We start from the raw sequence: 16,531 nt of genomic DNA on the forward strand, positions 1-16,531 counted from the left end.
TTTTGAAGATTAACTTTACTGTGCTGCCCGCAAACTGATTTCGCCGCCCACAAATGCACTAATACCTTGCTCGGTCTCCAACAAAATAGCTCCTTGACTATCGATACCCCGACAAATACCTGTGACAGCATTAGGTGACATCGTAAGTGTCACTTCACGATTAATGAATAAATCATGCGCATTCCAACGCGTTGCAAATTCAGATAAACCATGCTTTTCAAATAACTGTAAATCACGCTTAAGTTGCGCATGCAGCTTAATTAACAATGCTGTTTTATCAGGCATACGAGCCATAGTTGATAAGTCACTCCATGGCTGATCTATGAGTTCACCTTGCTCAGCTGACATACTCATATTGATACCGAATCCGATGACTAAGTCAGTATATTGTGAAGTTGTTTGGCTTACCTCGATCAAAATTCCCGCTAATTTTTTATGATCTAAATAAATGTCATTTGGCCATTTCAAACCTAACCCTTCCACACCAAAATCTTTTAACACTTCGACTATTGCGCAACCTACAACCAAACTAAAACCACTTGCCTTAGTAATATCCTGATTAAAACGCCAAAACAACGATGCATAAATATGATGCCCGTAGGGTGAAATCCACTTTCGACCTCTCCGTCCGCGACCAGCAGACTGATACTCTGCTACGCAAATATCTCCAGATTTAAGTTCAGCGGCATGCCCTAACATAAATGCATTGGTACTATTTGTGTCATCAAAATAAAAACAGCGATTGTCTATGGCATTAACCAGTTGACTCTCAATAATTAATGAAATTGGATTGGCTAATTTGTACCCTTTACCCTTAACACTATAAATTTCAATACCGTAATCTTTCAAGCCGTCGATGTGTTGATTAATCGCAGCTCGAGTAAGTGACAATTGCTTTGCTATCACCTCTCCAGAGACAAAATATTGATGAGTTAAACAATTGAGAATTTGGCGTTTTCGTAACCAATGATCGTTCATTTAATATCTATCTCCCCTTGAGAACCAATAACTCTAGGTTCAGGATGTAAAACCACCGAAAATTTATCATAAACGGCATTAATGATTTTACGCGCTAATTGGCAGACGTCACTGCCATTTGCATTACCAAGATTTACCAGTACTAAAGCTTGATCTTGATGCACTGCAGCACCACCTACCTTAACACCTTTCAATCCAGCTTGGTCAATAAGCCAACCGGCGGCTAACTTGAATTGTCCGTCAGCTTGCTCATAGGCAATCAAATTTGAAAATGATGCTTTCAAAGAATTGTAATGTTCAACAGGTATCACAGGATTCTTAAAGAAACTGCCAACGTTGCCTAACATGGTAGGATCGGGTAATTTGGCCTGCCGAACATGACAAACACATTCAAATATATCCCTAGCTGTCACTGTGGCAAGATCAAAGTGCTGTAATGGTCCATAGTTGATAACAGGTACCCAGTGTTTAGCTAATTTCAATGTCACTTGAGTTATCACAGCTAAGTTTTTTAAACGTTGTTTAAACACTGACTCACGATAATCAAATTCGCACTGTTCGTTGCTATATGTTATCAATTGTTCTGTGTCTAACCGCCAAAACTCAACCTGATGGCAAAAAAGATTGAATTCGACCCCATAAGCACCAATATTTTGAATTGGAGCAGCTCCAACCGTACCTGGAATCAGCGCCATATTTTCTAAACCATAAATCTTTCTTGCTAAACAAAATTCAACAAGCTGATGCCAATTCTCGCCTGCCTGAACCGTTAGATAATAATGTGTGTCATCACTAGTGATTTCTATCCCTTTTGTCGATACTTTGACGACAGAACCTTGATAGTTTTCAGTGAAAATAAGGTTACTTCCGCCGCCCAAGATTAATAAGGGAAAATCGCCTTTATAAAGTTTATCGCAAGTCGAAATGAGATCACTTTTTGTGTCTACATTAATAAGAGATAAACAATTCTGCTGCAGACCAAAAGTATTGAACGGCTTTAGTGAAATAGACATAGGATGATTACGTTTCTAAACAGTGATGATATTGTACATTAACTTGCTATATTCCCATTGTTTACTCGTAGAATAATTATTATAAATGAAAAGGCGTCACGCTTAACGGCCCAAAGTAATCGAAACTATAGAGAATCAGCTCCATGAGGTGACGTTATCAATTTTATGGTCATTAAAATATTAGTCATTCACTTTTCTATATTGGGCATCTTGATATTGTAACCCTCGTTAAAAATCAGAATGTTTTAAATAGAGTTTTCCATTTACACTAAACCAAATGGAAAATTACATGAAAAAGACATGTTTTACTGAAAGCCAAATTATCAACATCCTCAAAGAAGACGAGTCTAGCGCACTCACGTGCCAGAGTTATGCCGCAAACATAATGTCGGTCAAAATACCTATTACTAATGGAAATCTAAATATGGTGGTATGCAAGCCTCTGATTTAACCCGTATGCGGGAATGAGAAGCCGAGAACGCCAAACTTAAAAAGATGTTTGCTGATGTCAGCTTACAAAACATTGCACTCAAAGATATTGTTGAAAAAAAGCTATAAAGCCAGCTGAGCGGAAGGTGTTAGCCCACTATGCCATTCATGAGTTTGGCCTAGGAGTTGTGTTGGCTTGTGATGCATTACGGATCAGTCGTTGCACATTTTGTTACCAACGTAAACGTGTCGATGATAATGACATCATTGAGGCCATATCAGATATTGCTGAGAAGCATAGGGCTTATGGTTTTGGAAAATATTTAAACGATTACGGCTCCTAGGGCATAAATGGAACCATAAACGCGTGTACCGTGTTTATTGTGATTTGAAGCTTTACTTACAGCGGAAAAATTACTTACCTTCACGAGAGCAAGAGCCGCTGGCTGTTCCAGCCAAAGTTAATAAGTCACGATTACCTATTTTATGGTTAATATTCGAGAAGTATTTTATCGCAAAACAAAAAGGCCACCCGATTAGGGTGGCCTCATTGTTTTATTAGGCGTCTGGAAATGACCTACTCTCACATGGGGAGACCCCACACTACCATCGGCGATACTGTGTTTCACTTCTGAGTTCGGAATGGGATCAGGTGGTACCACAGCTCTATGGTTTCCAGACAAATTTTGTCTAAATACTGGTTAACTGTCCGTCTAACGGCATTGTTTCCTCGCTCTAGTGCTCATGTAGTAAACTACACTCCGCGCTTCGCTCGTCACGGCTTTGTTAGCCTAACAATTTCCTGCGTCTTAATAACCAAAATTTAGTTAATTCGGAAAGCTGATTGTTTGAGTTTCTCTGCACTGCTTAAGCGCTTCATTCTAATACTAAGTATCAGTAAAACCCATCTGGGTTGTATGGTTAAGCCTCACGAGTCATTAGTACATGTTAGCTCAACGCCTCACAACGCTTACACACCATGCCTATCAACGTCCTAGTCTCGAACGGCTCTTTAGAGGTCTTAAAGACCTAGGGATGACTCATCTTAGGGCTCGCTTCCCGCTTAGATGCTTTCAGCGGTTATCGATTCCGAACGTAGCTACCGGGCAATGCTATTGGCATAACAACCCGAACACCAGCGGTTCGTCCACTCCGGTCCTCTCGTACTAGGAGCAGCTCCCTTCAATCATCCAACGCCCACGGCAGATAGGGACCGAACTGTCTCACGACGTTCTGAACCCAGCTCGCGTACCACTTTAAATGGCGAACAGCCATACCCTTGGGACCGACTTCAGCCCCAGGATGTGATGAGCCGACATCGAGGTGCCAAACACCGCCGTCGATATGAACTCTTGGGCGGTATCAGCCTGTTATCCCCGGAGTACCTTTTATCCGTTGAGCGATGGCCCTTCCATTCAGAACCACCGGATCACTATGACCTACTTTCGTACCTGCTCGACGTGTATGTCTCGCAGTTAAGCTGGCTTATGCCATTGCACTAACCGTACGATGTCCGACCGTACTTAGCCAACCTTCGTGCTCCTCCGTTACTCTTTGGGAGGAGACCGCCCCAGTCAAACTACCCACCAGGCACTGTCCTCAACCCCGATTAGGGGTCAGAGTTAGAACATCAAAACTACAAGGGTGGTATTTCAAGGACGACTCCACACAAACTAGCGTTCATGCTTCAAAGTCTCCCACCTATCCTACACATGTAGGTTCAATGTTCAGTGCCAAGCTATAGTAAAGGTTCACGGGGTCTTTCCGTCTAGCCGCGGGTATACGGCATCTTCACCGCAATTTCAACTTCACTGAGTCTCGGCTGGAGACAGCGTGGCCATCATTACGCCATTCGTGCAGGTCGGAACTTACCCGACAAGGAATTTCGCTACCTTAGGACCGTTATAGTTACGGCCGCCGTTTACCGGGGCTTCGATCATGAGCTTCTCTTGCGATAACCCAATCAATTAACCTTCCGGCACCGGGCAGGCGTCACACCGTATACGTCATCTTGCGATTTTGCACAGTGCTGTGTTTTTGATAAACAGTTGCAGCCACCTGGTATCTGCGACTCCCAGCAGCTTAGAGAGCAAGTCTCATCACCGCCAAGAGCGTACCTTCTCCCGAAGTTACGGTACCATTTTGCCTAGTTCCTTCAGCCGAGTTCTCTCAAGCGCCTTGGTATTCTCTACCCGACCACCTGTGTCGGTTTGGGGTACGATTCCTACTAACCTGAAGCTTAGAAGATTTTCCTGGAAGCATGGCATTAACTACTTCATCACCTTAGTGACTCGTCATCAGCTCTCGGCCTTAAGATTTCCCGGATTTGCCTAAGAAATCAGCCTACCACCTTAAACGCGGACTACCAACGCCGCGCTAGCCTAGCCTTCTCCGTCTCTCCATCGCAGTTAGCAGAAGTACAGAAATATTAATCTGTTTCCCATCGATTACGCCTTTCGGCCTCACCTTAGGGGTCGACTCACCCTGCCCCGATTAACGTTGGACAGGAACCCTTGGTCTTTCGGCGAGGGAGTTTTTCACTCCCTTTATCGTTACTCATGTCAGCATTCGCACTTCTGATACGTCCAGTGTGGGTTACCCCTTCACCTTCAACCGCTTACAGAACGCTCCTCTACCGCGCATCTCTAATGAAATGCACCCGTAGCTTCGGTGGTATGTTTAGCCCCGTTACATCTTCCGCGCAGGCCGACTCGACTAGTGAGCTATTACGCTTTCTTTAAATGATGGCTGCTTCTAAGCCAACATCCTAGCTGTCTAAGCCTTCCCACATCGTTTCCCACTTAACATACACTTTGGGACCTTAGCTGACGGTCTGGGTTGTTTCCCTTTTGACGACGGACGTTAGCACCCGCCGTCTGTCTCCCGTATAGCACTCATTGGTATTCGGAGTTTGCAAAGGGTTGGTAAGTCGGGATGACCCCCTAGCCTTAACAGTGCTCTACCCCCAATGGTGTTCGTACGAGGCGCTACCTAAATAGCTTTCGAGGAGAACCAGATATCTCCCGGTTTGATTGGCCTTTCACCCCCAGCCACAAGTCATCCGCTCATTTTTCAACATAAGTCGGTTCGGTCCTCCAGTTGATGTTACTCAACCTTCAACCTGCCCATGGCTAGATCACCGGGTTTCGGGTCTACACCTTGCAACTAAACGCGCAGTTAACACTCGGTTTCCCTACGGCTCCGCTATTCGCTTAACCTCGCTACAAAATGTAAGTCGCTGACCCATTATACAAAAGGTACGCAGTCACGGTCTCAAGAACCGCTCCCACTGCTTGTACGTATACGGTTTCAGGTTCTATTTCACTCCCCTCACAGGGGTTCTTTTCGCCTTTCCCTCACGGTACTGGTTCACTATCGGTCAGTCAGGAGTATTTAGCCTTGGAGGATGGTCCCCCCATATTCAAACAGGATGTCACGTGTCCCGCCTTACTCGTTTTCATCAATGGTTAGTTTTCGTGTACGGGGCTATCACCCTGTGCCGCTGTGCTTTCCAACACATTCCACTAACACCCCACTGACTTAAGGGCTAATCCCCGTTCGCTCGCCGCTACTAGGGGAATCTCGGTTGATTTCTTTTCCTCCGGGTACTTAGATGTTTCAGTTCCCCGGGTTTGCCTCTGCACACTATGTATTCATGTACAGATACTCACTTATGTGAGTGGGTTTCCCCATTCGGACATCGTTAGCTCAAATGCTTGTTACTAGCTCGCCAACGCTTTTCGCAAGTTACTACGTCCTTCATCGCCTCTGACTGCCAAGGCATCCACCGTATACGCTTAGTCACTTAACCATACAACCCAAATGGGTCTTTCTTACGCTTGTTACTCATCTTATTATGCGGCGTGTTCAGTTTCACTCTTCAATCATGTAGCGCTGCTACACTCATTCGTCGTTCAACTTCAAGCCTTGCCTAATAAGCGATTAACTGCGCTCACCCTTTGCCTAAACAAAAGATAAGAAAAACTTGAGTTGCATTGCAACTAGCTGGTTTTTACTTTGATAATTCATGCACTTTCGCACACGAAATCGCCTTAGTTTTTAGAATATTCAAGACACTTAAACAGTGTTTTGAGAACTCAATGTTTGATACGTCACCTAAAATAAAGTGNCGCATCAAACGATTTGTAATTAATCACATGACAGACTCATGCAATTAAATACTATCAGCTTTCCAAATTGTTAAAGAGCGGGCTTAAAAAAGCCAAAGATAAATTTTGTTTATCTTTGGCATCTCTAACCAATGCATGTCATGGTGGAGCAATGTGAGTGGGATCGAACCGCTTTTTATAGCGTATTGACCAAACCAATTGAACCAACAAGTAAATGGTGGAGCTATGCGGGATCGAACCGCAGACCTCCTGCGTGCAAGGCAGGCGCTCTCCCAGCTGAGCTATAGCCCCATTTACATGCAGTTGAGATTGATATCCGGTATCCAATCACTAAGATTGGCGAAGCCAAATCGATTTAAATCAAGGCTATTTATGCCGACGTTTAGCTTGCTAAACGAGGGATAAATTAACGCAGAGTTAAAGAAGATTTGGTGGGTCAGAGTGGACTTGAACCACCGACCTCACCCTTATCAGGGGTGCGCTCTAACCAGCTGAGCTACAGACCCATTCTTTTTGGTCTTTTAATCGTTACTCAGCGTTGCTTTCGTCATTCGGTCGTTATGTAGCGAACTACACATCCTTCCTCATTCCTCAAGCGCCTTGATTAACAATCAAAATCCGCAAAAAATACCTTTCGATATCTTTCTCTTTCTTTCTATCAAGTAATCTGTGTGAACACTCACATGCATTGCTGCATTTTAGGTATTGAGTTAGTCGTATAGGTAAGGAGGTGATCCAGCCCCAGGTTCCCCTAGGGCTACCTTGTTACGACTTCACCCCAGTCATGAACCACAAAGTGGTGAGCGTTCTCCCGAAGGTTAAACTACCCACTTCTTTTGCAGCCCACTCCCATGGTGTGACGGGCGGTGTGTACAAGGCCCGGGAACGTATTCACCGTAGCATTCTGATCTACGATTACTAGCGATTCCGACTTCATGGAGTCGAGTTGCAGACTCCAATCCGGACTACGACGAGCTTTGTGAGATTAGCTCCACCTCGCGGCTTTGCAACCCTCTGTACTCGCCATTGTAGCACGTGTGTAGCCCTACTCGTAAGGGCCATGATGACTTGACGTCGTCCCCACCTTCCTCCGGTTTATCACCGGCAGTCTCCCTAGAGTTCCCACCATTACGTGCTGGCAAATAAGGATAGGGGTTGCGCTCGTTGCGGGACTTAACCCAACATTTCACAACACGAGCTGACGACAGCCATGCAGCACCTGTCTCACAGTTCCCGAAGGCACAATCGCATCTCTGCAATCTTCTGTGGATGTCAAGAGTAGGTAAGGTTCTTCGCGTTGCATCGAATTAAACCACATGCTCCACCGCTTGTGCGGGCCCCCGTCAATTCATTTGAGTTTTAACCTTGCGGCCGTACTCCCCAGGCGGTCTACTTAATGCGTTAGCTTGAGAGCCCAGTGCTCAAGGCACCAAACTCCGAGTAGACATCGTTTACGGCGTGGACTACCAGGGTATCTAATCCTGTTTGCTCCCCACGCTTTCGTGCATGAGCGTCAGTCTTTGTCCAGGGGGCCGCCTTCGCCACCGGTATTCCTCCAGATCTCTACGCATTTCACCGCTACACCTGGAATTCTACCCCCCTCTACAAGACTCTAGTTCGCCAGTTCCAAATGCAATTCCCAGGTTGAGCCCGGGGATTTCACATCTGGCTTAACAAACCGCCTGCGCACGCTTTACGCCCAGTAATTCCGATTAACGCTCGGACCCTCCGTATTACCGCGGCTGCTGGCACGGAGTTAGCCGGTCCTTCTTCTGTAGGTAACGTCACAGATATTRCGTATTAAGCAATACCCTTTCCTCCCTACTGAAAGTGCTTTACAACCCGAAGGCCTTCTTCACACACGCGGCATGGCTGCATCAGGCTTTCGCCCATTGTGCAATATTCCCCACTGCTGCCTCCCGTAGGAGTCTGGGCCGTGTCTCAGTCCCAGTGTGGCTGATCATCCTCTCAGAACAGCTAGGGATCGTCGCCTTGGTGAGCCATTACCTCACCAACTAGCTAATCCCACCTAGGTTCATCCAATCGCGAAAGGCCCGAAGGTCCCCTCCTTTCCCCCGTAGGGCGTATGCGGTATTAGCAGTCGTTTCCAACTGTTATCCCCCTCGACTGGGCAGATCCCTAGGCATTACTCACCCGTCCGCCGCTCGTCACCTCAGGAGCAAGCTCCCTTGTGTTACCGCTCGACTTGCATGTGTTAGGCCTGCCGCCAGCGTTCAATCTGAGCCATGATCAAACTCTTCAATTAAAGTTTTTTTGTTCGACTACGTCGAACGGCTCAATGAATTCTACTGTTATAATTCGCTTCGCTCAAAGAGCTCACGAATTATTCACTACATTGCTGCAGTGTCATATAACTATGAACATTCTCATCATTGAGTTAAATTTTTTGATTGCCTACATTCCGAAGAACAAGAAGACAATTTCGAATAACTCAATACCTGTGAATGTCCACACAGATTWCTTGWTWANATTGTTAAAGAGCGTTGANNCCNNGTTTCAGTAGGTCAGGGCTGCGTATTTTACGCATTCCCTTTATGGCGTCAAGTGTTTTTTCAAACTTCTTTTTGCCGTTATCTTCGCTACCTCAGTAGCTTGATAACACTCACCGGTTTCTGCTTTCGCTGTCTGCCGTGTCAGTGGATGCGCATTATAGGCACCATAAGATTTAGTGCAAGCGCTTTTAATCAATAATAGTTTCGAACGTTGAACTTTTGTTCAGTTCGTTTCTTTTTTGAGTTTTTTGCTTAAAGAAACACCTTTGGCGAGATCACAAAATGGTCATTTCTAATATTTAAGTTAAGTTTAAGCTCAATTTTTCAACAGCAGTCTGGTTTATCTGGCAAAATTTAATTACTATGTAACGGTTTTTAACAGTTATTTATCATTTTTATATTCATTAGAGATTATTTTATGCAGAAATCATTCGTGATTGTTTTGATTGCGGCGCTTCTTGGCGCTTTTGTTTTTTCTCAGTTTGGCGGTGCATCTTCTTCTGTAGCGTTTATTGCTGGTGTAGTTGTGGCAACGTTGATTTTTACCTTTGTGCCAACAAACTCAGCAAAGTCTGCTGATGAGCCTTATGTTGGTCCAACTATGACACTATATGTTGGTAACCTGCCTTACCGTGTACATGAAGGTGAAGTGAAAGCTTTATTTGGTGAGTATGGCCCAGTGAACTCGGTACGTTTAGTGCGTGACCGCAAGACGGGTCGTCGTAAAGGATTTGGTTTTGTTGAAATGTCTGAAACTGGCGCTCAAAAGGCAATGACCAAACTTAATGACTACAGCTTCCAAGAACGTACTTTGAAAGTAAGAGAAGCTAAATCACAAGAATCTGACTCTGATAATAGCCAGAATTCGTAATAAGTGAACTAGCTATATTATTAGTCGGTTATGGTTACCAGCGAAAAATCACTAAAACCATAATCGACTAATGCTTCTTTAAGTCCTTCACTAATTTCTGCTGTATAGCATGTTTGTAATTGCTTACTGCCGCAATGCTCTTTAGAAAGCAAAAACCTGACCCGCTTCGCTATTGCCTCACCCGAATCTAGTAATGCAACTCCTGGTCCTATGCAATCACTGATCTCAGTTGCAATCATCGGAAAGTGTGTACAACCTAATACCAATACATCTATATCGGATTCAATAATCGGCTCAAGGATAACTTTTAACTGATTTTTGTCGATAGCTTGTCGTGCCACATATTTTTCGGCTAGTAGCACTAATTCGGATGTTCCAAATAATTCTACTTGGCAATCTCCAGCAAATTGCTTGATAAGCTCTTGAGTGTAATCTCGCTTTACGGTTCCTGGTGTTGCCAACAAGCCAATGTGTTTCTTTTGCGATAACATTGCTGCGGGTTTGATTGCTGGGACAACACCAACAATTGGAATAGAAAGTAACTGGCGTAGTTGAGGCAATACGAGTGTACTTGCGGTATTGCATGCCACGACCACTATACTGGCATTTAAACGAATGGCTTGTTGGATTATCAATGCAACACAACCACTGATCAGTTCTTGCTCTGACAGGTTACCATATGGCAAACGGGCATTATCAAACAAATAGCAATAGTCATGCTGAGGTAGTTGCTTTCTAATTTCACTCATGACCGACAGTCCGCCGATGCCAGAATCAAATACTAATATAGGTCCAGACAATATGGGCTCCAACGATAAATCTGCTCAATATTAATGGTGATGTTATTTTATCATGAGGCGCGTAATACTAGACATCAGCGTCATTTAGTATAATATTTGCGCCCTTTTTTACAGCATTAGGTGGACGATATGAATTTAGCTGCAATGGATCCTAAAAACTACGGTGCACAATTACAACAAAAGCGCATCAAGCTTGAACAGGCCTTTGCCGATTTCAATCCACCAGCGCTAGAGATCTTTGCTTCAGAACCTATGCATTATCGTATGCGTGCCGAATTTAGAATGTGGCATGAAGGCGATGACCTATATTACTACATGTTTGATAAAGCACTGAATGCAAAAGTGCGTTGTGACCAATATTTACCAGCAGGGTTACTGATTAATCAAATGATGGCGGCAATTATAGAAGAATTAAAGCCTAATCCAGCATTACGTCACAAGCTATTTCAGATAGATTTTTTATCAACGTTAAGTGGTGAAATCTTAGTGTCGTTGCTTTATCATCGCCAACTTGATGATGAATGGCGCGAGCAAGCTATTCAATTAAAATCCAAGCTGGCGACACAGTTTAATGTCAATATTATTGGCCGAGCTCGCAAACAGAAAATCGACTTAGACAAAGATTTTGTGGTCGAGTCGTTAACCGTCAATCAACAAACGTTACACTACAAGCAAATCGAAAACAGCTTTACTCAACCAAACGCTAAAGTATCCGTAAAAATGCTCGAATGGGCGATTGATGTAACTCAGCAAAGCCAAGGTGATCTGCTTGAATTGTATTGTGGCAATGGCAATTTCTCGATTGCCCTTGCACAAAATTTCAACCGTGTACTGGCCACTGAATTAGCTAAACCGTCTGTTGATGCCGCTCAATACAATATTGATATTAACAAGGTCAATAACGTTCAAATTATTCGTATGTCGGCTGAAGACTTTAGCGATGCGATGGCCAAAAAACGTCAATATCGACGCTTAGAAGGAATTGATTTAGACAGTTATGATTGCAATACCATTTTTGTTGACCCACCACGTGCAGGTATTGACCCAGAGACCTTAAAGTTAGTACAGGGCTATGAGCGAATTTTATATATTTCGTGTAATCCTGAAACCTTAAAAGACAACTTGCTGACGCTAAGCGAAACCCATGAAATTAGCCGCTTTGCATTATTTGACCAATTCCCATATACCGACCATATGGAGTCCGGGGTGTTGTTAGTACGAAAGTAACTCACCGCGATTCGCTAGATACAACAAGGGTGCATTTATTGCACCCTTGTTATATTAGTAATATCAAAAACCTTAGGAACGATTTTCCATTTTTTGTTGTAATGCTTCTGCACCCGTTGCCACCATGCGCAACTGCAATACAAGCTGATCAGCCAATGCTTTACGTTCACTGCGTTTTAAATCTAACGCCGATGCTCCGGCATTAAACACTAAAATCACTAATGCTTCAGCTTGTGCTCGCGCAAGATCTGGCGTGCGGTTAGCTTGCGCTTCAGTGTAATGCGCCAATTCTGAAATAAAATGTTCAATCTCACGCTCAACGGCTGCTCTAAAAGCAGCCGACGTTCCTGAACGTTCATGCAATAAAATACGAAATACGTTTGGATTAGATTCTAATACTTCAATAAAGGTATCAACTGAAATACGGATGACACTGCCACCTGCTTCTGCGCGTTGACGACCTTTGCGCATCATTTGCCGCAAGGTTAAACCACCTTCATCAACCATGGTTAATCCAAGTTCGTTCATATCTTTAAAATGACGATAAAAAGAAGTGGGAGCAATACCTGCTTCGCGTGCAACTTCACGCAAACTTAAACTTGAAAAACTGCGTTCTGCACTTAATTGATTAAAAGCTGCATCCACTAATGCACGACGCGTTTTTTCCTTTTGTTGTGCTCTAACACCCATTTACTAGTCCATTCAGTCAATATTTATCAATAGATAATACCGTTTTTAAAACAGAAACACAGCCCTGTTAAACTTGACCCGTCCCTATCGACTAAGTTAAATTAGCGTACAAATGTACGCTCAACTTGCTATAACCTATTATTGGAATCTTATTAAATGAAAAAACCTCCAATCATTTGGCTTAATACCCTGCTATTTGCCATTACCTTAATTGGCGCTGTGGTACTAATCCCTTGGCGTGGCTTCACCCATGGCTTTGACGGCATTGAATGGATTGCATTTGTTGTTTTCGCTTACGCTAGTGGTTTATCGATTACCGCTGGCTACCATAGATTATGGTCTCATAAAGCCTATAAGGCTCACCCTGCGGTTCGTTTTTTATACGCATTAGGAGGCGCATTAGCACTACAAAACAGCGCTTTACATTGGTGCAGCGATCACCGTATACACCACAAACATGTTGATAATAATGATAAAGATCCGTACTCAGCCAAAATGGGCTTTTGGTATAGCCACATAGGTTGGATGCTGCGTGAATATCAGGCCAGTCGTTACAGCGATTACAATAACGTACGCGACTTACAAAACGATCGTATCGTTATGTGGCAACATAAACACTACTTAGCGTTAGTCATTTTAATGAACATTGGTTTACCTGCATTTTTAGGTTGGTTAAACGGTGACATACTGTCGATGGTGTTAATGGCTGGTTTATTACGCTTAGTCGTAGTCCATCACTGCACCTTCTTTATTAACTCTTTAGCCCATATTTGGGGTAAACAGCCGTACACAGATAAAAACACTGCTCGCGATAATGCTTTTTTAGCCTTATTAACATATGGCGAGGGCTATCACAATTTTCACCATATTTTTGAAAACGATTATCGTAATGGCATTAAGTGGTGGGATTACGATCCAACCAAATGGTTAATCAAAGTGATGAGCTGGGTTGGCTTAGCCAGTAACTTACGTAAAGTGCCGCAAGAACGTATCGAAAGTGCGCGTTTACAGATGCAACTTTTACACGCACAGAATCAAGTGGCTCATTTACCTAACTGCGATGAAATTATTGAGAAGTTTCAAGCTGAATACGACTTAATGAAACAACATTTGCTTGAATACTATCAAGCAAAAAAGAGCTTAATTGAAGCTAAACGCAAGCAGTTAGCCGACCATAACCTTAAGCAGCAAGTTCAACATTTACGCAGCCAATTTTTAGAAAGACAGCGTCAATGGAAAAGCTTAACTGCAGCTTACGTCCAGTAAGTTAAGTCACACTAAAAAAGCCATCTTCAATTAATCAAGATGGCCTTTTTTATCTACAGGTTAATATCGAATTGTTGCGTCACTTGCTGTTGCAATGCCATGCGGTTAGTTGTCTCTCCCGCTACGGCCTCGGTGATATTCACTTTCACTTTAGACCAAAAACGAGTCGGTTTGGTTGTCAATGCATGACCATCTTTGTGACTAAAGTACGACCCCCATAATCCCTTGAGTGCAAGCGGTATTACTGGTACCGGATCACGCTGTAATATCTTCTCTATTCCAGGTCTAAATTCACCAATTTCACCGTCTGGCGTTAACCGACCTTCAGGGAATATACACACCAGTTCATCATTGGCTAGCGCCTTATGTATCTGCTCAAATGCATTTTGGTAAGTGACTTCACACTTTTTAGGTGAGCAAATAGGAATAACCCCAGCATGCTTAAACAAGTACTTTAATATCGGGATTTCGCTAATCGATTTATCCATCACAAACCGAATCGGCCGCGTTGAAGCTCCCATAATGATTAATGCATCAACATAGCTCACATGGTTACTCACTATAATCCCTGCACCTTGAGCTGGAATATGTTGTCTGCCATTCACATTAACTCGATACATCACGTGGCTGAGCAAATAACTGATAAACCGTTGAGTGAACTCAGGTACCTGTGAGTAAACATATAACAATACCACTAAATTCATTATGCCTATCAGCATAAATAACTCAGGAATAGTCCAATTTAATACACCGAGTAATACAATTGAGAGTATTGCAGAGCCCACCATAAACAACGCATTAATAATATTATTAGCCGCAATGGCTTGGGCGCACTCTTGTTTTTCTGCTCGGGTTTGAATAAACGCATACAAGGGCACAATAAATACCCCACCACTCAACCCAACCAAAAACAGGTCTACCATGACTCGATAATGCTGAGCATTGCTAATAAAAGACTTAAAGCTATACACAAAACCAGGCTCAACAACCTGCACGGGTATTGCGGCAATCATATCAAAGCTAAACAAACTTAAACCTAACACTCCAAATGGCAGGATCCCTAGCTCTACATGGCCAAATGAAAAACGTTCACACACAAAAGAGCCGACGGCAATGCCCACTGAAAACAACGCCAATAATAGAGACACCACAGTGGCATCAGCATGCAAATGCAACTTGGCAAAATGAGGAAACTGGGTCAGGTAAGTGGCACCTAAGAACCAAAACCAACTGATGGCTAAAATTGCCATCCAAATCGACTTCGTTTCACGAGCCTTATTAATACAACGTAAGGTGCCAGAAAATAATGAAAATTTATTCGGGTTGAGCTCACCTTGTGCTGGCAAAGAAGGAATTGCTCGGCTGGCAAGATAGCCCGACACAGCAAGAACCGACACAATCATGGCAGCCCAGGTTAAACCATTTTCATTCGCTACCACTAAGCCCGCACTTAATGTGCCAATAAGAATCGACAGAAAGGTACCCATTTCAACTAAGGCATTACCTTTAACTAATTCAGCCTCGCTCAATGCTTGAGGTAATAATGAATATTTTACTGGACCAAAATAAGCAGACTGGCTACCGGTTAAAAACAACAGAAACAACATCACCATATAACTCTGGCTAATTATCGCGACTGCAGCTGTGGACATGATAATCAGCTCTAAAAGCTTTAAACGGCGGATCAATTTTGCTTTGTTCATGTTATCAGCCACGATACCCGCATGAGCTGAAAACAAGAAAAACGGCAAAATGAACACACCAGCGGCTAAATTGACAAACAAGTTAACGTCGATAGGTAATGCATTAAGCTGACTGTAGGTCACCAGTAATAACAAGACATTTTTGTAAAAGTTATCATTTAGCGCCCCTAAACATAGGGTCACAAAATAAGGTAAAAAGCGTTTAGTTAATATCATGCAAACTCCCTGTTTTGCTTATACCAGCAATATATCCTTGTACATGACTGCACAGCATAGTCTGTAAGTCATTGTGCGTTGCAAATAGCTTTTCATCTAAGGCTAAAGTCGTTAACCCATGAATACCGCCCCAAAGCACTCGGCTCATCAATTCTGCTTGTGGTTCATTAATGTCTGTAAAGTATCTGCGTAATTGTGACTCCACTAAAGCAAATAATGATTTAACAATAGTGGTGTGGTTTTGCGGCAAAGGCTGATCATCTGGCATCGTTAATTCAAACACTAACCGAAAACAGCTTTTATGTTGTAGAGCAAAATCACTATAAGCCAGCGCCATATTTTGAATATTAATTATCGGAGCCTGCAGCGTTAACCCTTGCAACGCCGCAGCTAGATTAACTAAAGTCTGTTCTGATACCGCCAGTAATAAATATTGATAACTGCCAAAAATATTGATTAAGGTACTCGGCACATAGCCGATTTGGTTAGCCACTTTTCGCAAACTCAAAGAATGAAGGTTGTCATGTTGCAAATGCATTACCACGGCTTCGATTGCCATATGTTTAATTTGCTCATGAGTGTGCTCTTTACGTCTTGCCACGGTAGTTACCTAACATCAGTTGTCTTGATGAGAGATAAGTTAACAGTAAACAAAATAAAAAAACAACGTTCATAATAATATGTTTTAGCAAACA

The 16,531-nt window shown here is 43.2% G+C and carries 9 protein-coding genes, 2 tRNA genes and 3 rRNA genes; 3 read left to right on the plus strand and 11 right to left on the minus strand.

The annotated features are described in order from the left end of the window. Positions 1-15 precede the first annotated feature (15 nt). The 7 genes from birA to PQR79_RS15505 form a co-directional block, all read right to left on the minus strand. Positions 16-978, minus strand: a complete 963-nt coding sequence (gene birA, locus PQR79_RS15475; protein ID WP_238107605.1) for a bifunctional biotin--[acetyl-CoA-carboxylase] ligase/biotin operon repressor BirA — start codon at positions 976-978, stop codon at positions 16-18. Continuing rightward, positions 975-1,991: a UDP-N-acetylmuramate dehydrogenase gene (gene murB, locus PQR79_RS15480; protein WP_238107606.1), complete on the minus strand. Its 1,017-nt coding sequence runs from the start codon at positions 1,989-1,991 to the stop codon at positions 975-977. Before murB ends, birA begins: the two co-directional genes overlap by 4 nt. 993 nt (positions 1,992-2,984) lie before the next feature. Continuing rightward, positions 2,985-3,100 (minus strand): 5S ribosomal RNA (gene rrf, locus PQR79_RS15485). A 237-nt stretch (positions 3,101-3,337) separates the two neighbouring features. Beyond that, positions 3,338-6,231 (minus strand): 23S ribosomal RNA (locus tag PQR79_RS15490). Positions 6,232-6,765: 534 nt separating this feature from the next. After that, positions 6,766-6,841 (minus strand) — tRNA-Ala (locus PQR79_RS15495). Positions 6,842-6,979: 138 nt separating this feature from the next. Next, positions 6,980-7,056, minus strand: a tRNA-Ile gene (locus PQR79_RS15500). 217 nt (positions 7,057-7,273) lie between these two features. Then, positions 7,274-8,816 (minus strand): 16S ribosomal RNA (locus tag PQR79_RS15505). The 16S, 23S and 5S rRNA genes sit together here with 2 tRNA genes alongside, the layout of an rRNA operon. A 665-nt stretch (positions 8,817-9,481) precedes the next feature. On the opposite strand from PQR79_RS15505, the gene PQR79_RS15510 reads away from it, so the two are divergent. Beyond that, positions 9,482-9,934 carry an RNA recognition motif domain-containing protein gene (locus PQR79_RS15510; RefSeq protein ID WP_238107279.1) on the plus strand — a complete coding sequence of 151 codons (453 nt, stop codon included), beginning with the start codon at positions 9,482-9,484 and terminating at the stop codon, positions 9,932-9,934. A gap of 20 nt (positions 9,935-9,954) precedes the next feature. Here PQR79_RS15510 and murI read toward each other — a convergent pair whose 3' ends face one another. Next, positions 9,955-10,734, minus strand: a complete 780-nt coding sequence (gene murI / locus PQR79_RS15515; protein ID WP_238107280.1) for a glutamate racemase — start codon at positions 10,732-10,734, stop codon at positions 9,955-9,957. Between the two features lie 129 nt (positions 10,735-10,863). On the opposite strand from murI, the gene trmA reads away from it, so the two are divergent. Then, the gene (gene trmA, locus PQR79_RS15520; RefSeq protein ID WP_238107281.1) at positions 10,864-11,961 is read left to right on the plus strand and encodes a tRNA (uridine(54)-C5)-methyltransferase TrmA; all 1,098 of its coding nucleotides are present in this window, start codon (positions 10,864-10,866) and stop codon (positions 11,959-11,961) included. 72 nt (positions 11,962-12,033) lie between these two features. On the opposite strand, the gene fabR is transcribed toward trmA, so the two are convergent. Beyond that, a complete protein-coding gene (fabR, locus tag PQR79_RS15525) occupies positions 12,034-12,651 on the minus strand; it encodes an HTH-type transcriptional repressor FabR (RefSeq protein WP_238107282.1) in 618 nt (205 codons plus the stop codon). Positions 12,652-12,807: 156 nt separating this feature from the next. Here fabR and PQR79_RS15530 point away from each other — a divergent pair, with 156 nt between their 5' ends. Then, the gene (locus tag PQR79_RS15530) at positions 12,808-13,917 is read left to right on the plus strand and encodes an acyl-CoA desaturase (RefSeq protein ID WP_238107283.1); all 1,110 of its coding nucleotides are present in this window, start codon (positions 12,808-12,810) and stop codon (positions 13,915-13,917) included. A gap of 53 nt (positions 13,918-13,970) precedes the next feature. On the opposite strand, the gene PQR79_RS15535 is transcribed toward PQR79_RS15530, so the two are convergent. Then, complete coding sequence (locus tag PQR79_RS15535) at positions 13,971-15,836, minus strand: MFS transporter (RefSeq protein ID WP_238107284.1); 1,866 nt, start codon at positions 15,834-15,836, stop codon at positions 13,971-13,973. Then, complete coding sequence (locus PQR79_RS15540; protein WP_238107285.1) at positions 15,823-16,437, minus strand: TetR/AcrR family transcriptional regulator; 615 nt, start codon at positions 16,435-16,437, stop codon at positions 15,823-15,825. Before PQR79_RS15540 ends, PQR79_RS15535 begins: the two co-directional genes overlap by 14 nt. Positions 16,438-16,531 lie beyond the last annotated feature (94 nt).

Source organism: Shewanella metallivivens, from assembly GCF_028750675.1.
GTDB classification, from domain to species: Bacteria; Pseudomonadota; Gammaproteobacteria; order Enterobacterales; family Shewanellaceae; genus Shewanella; species Shewanella metallivivens.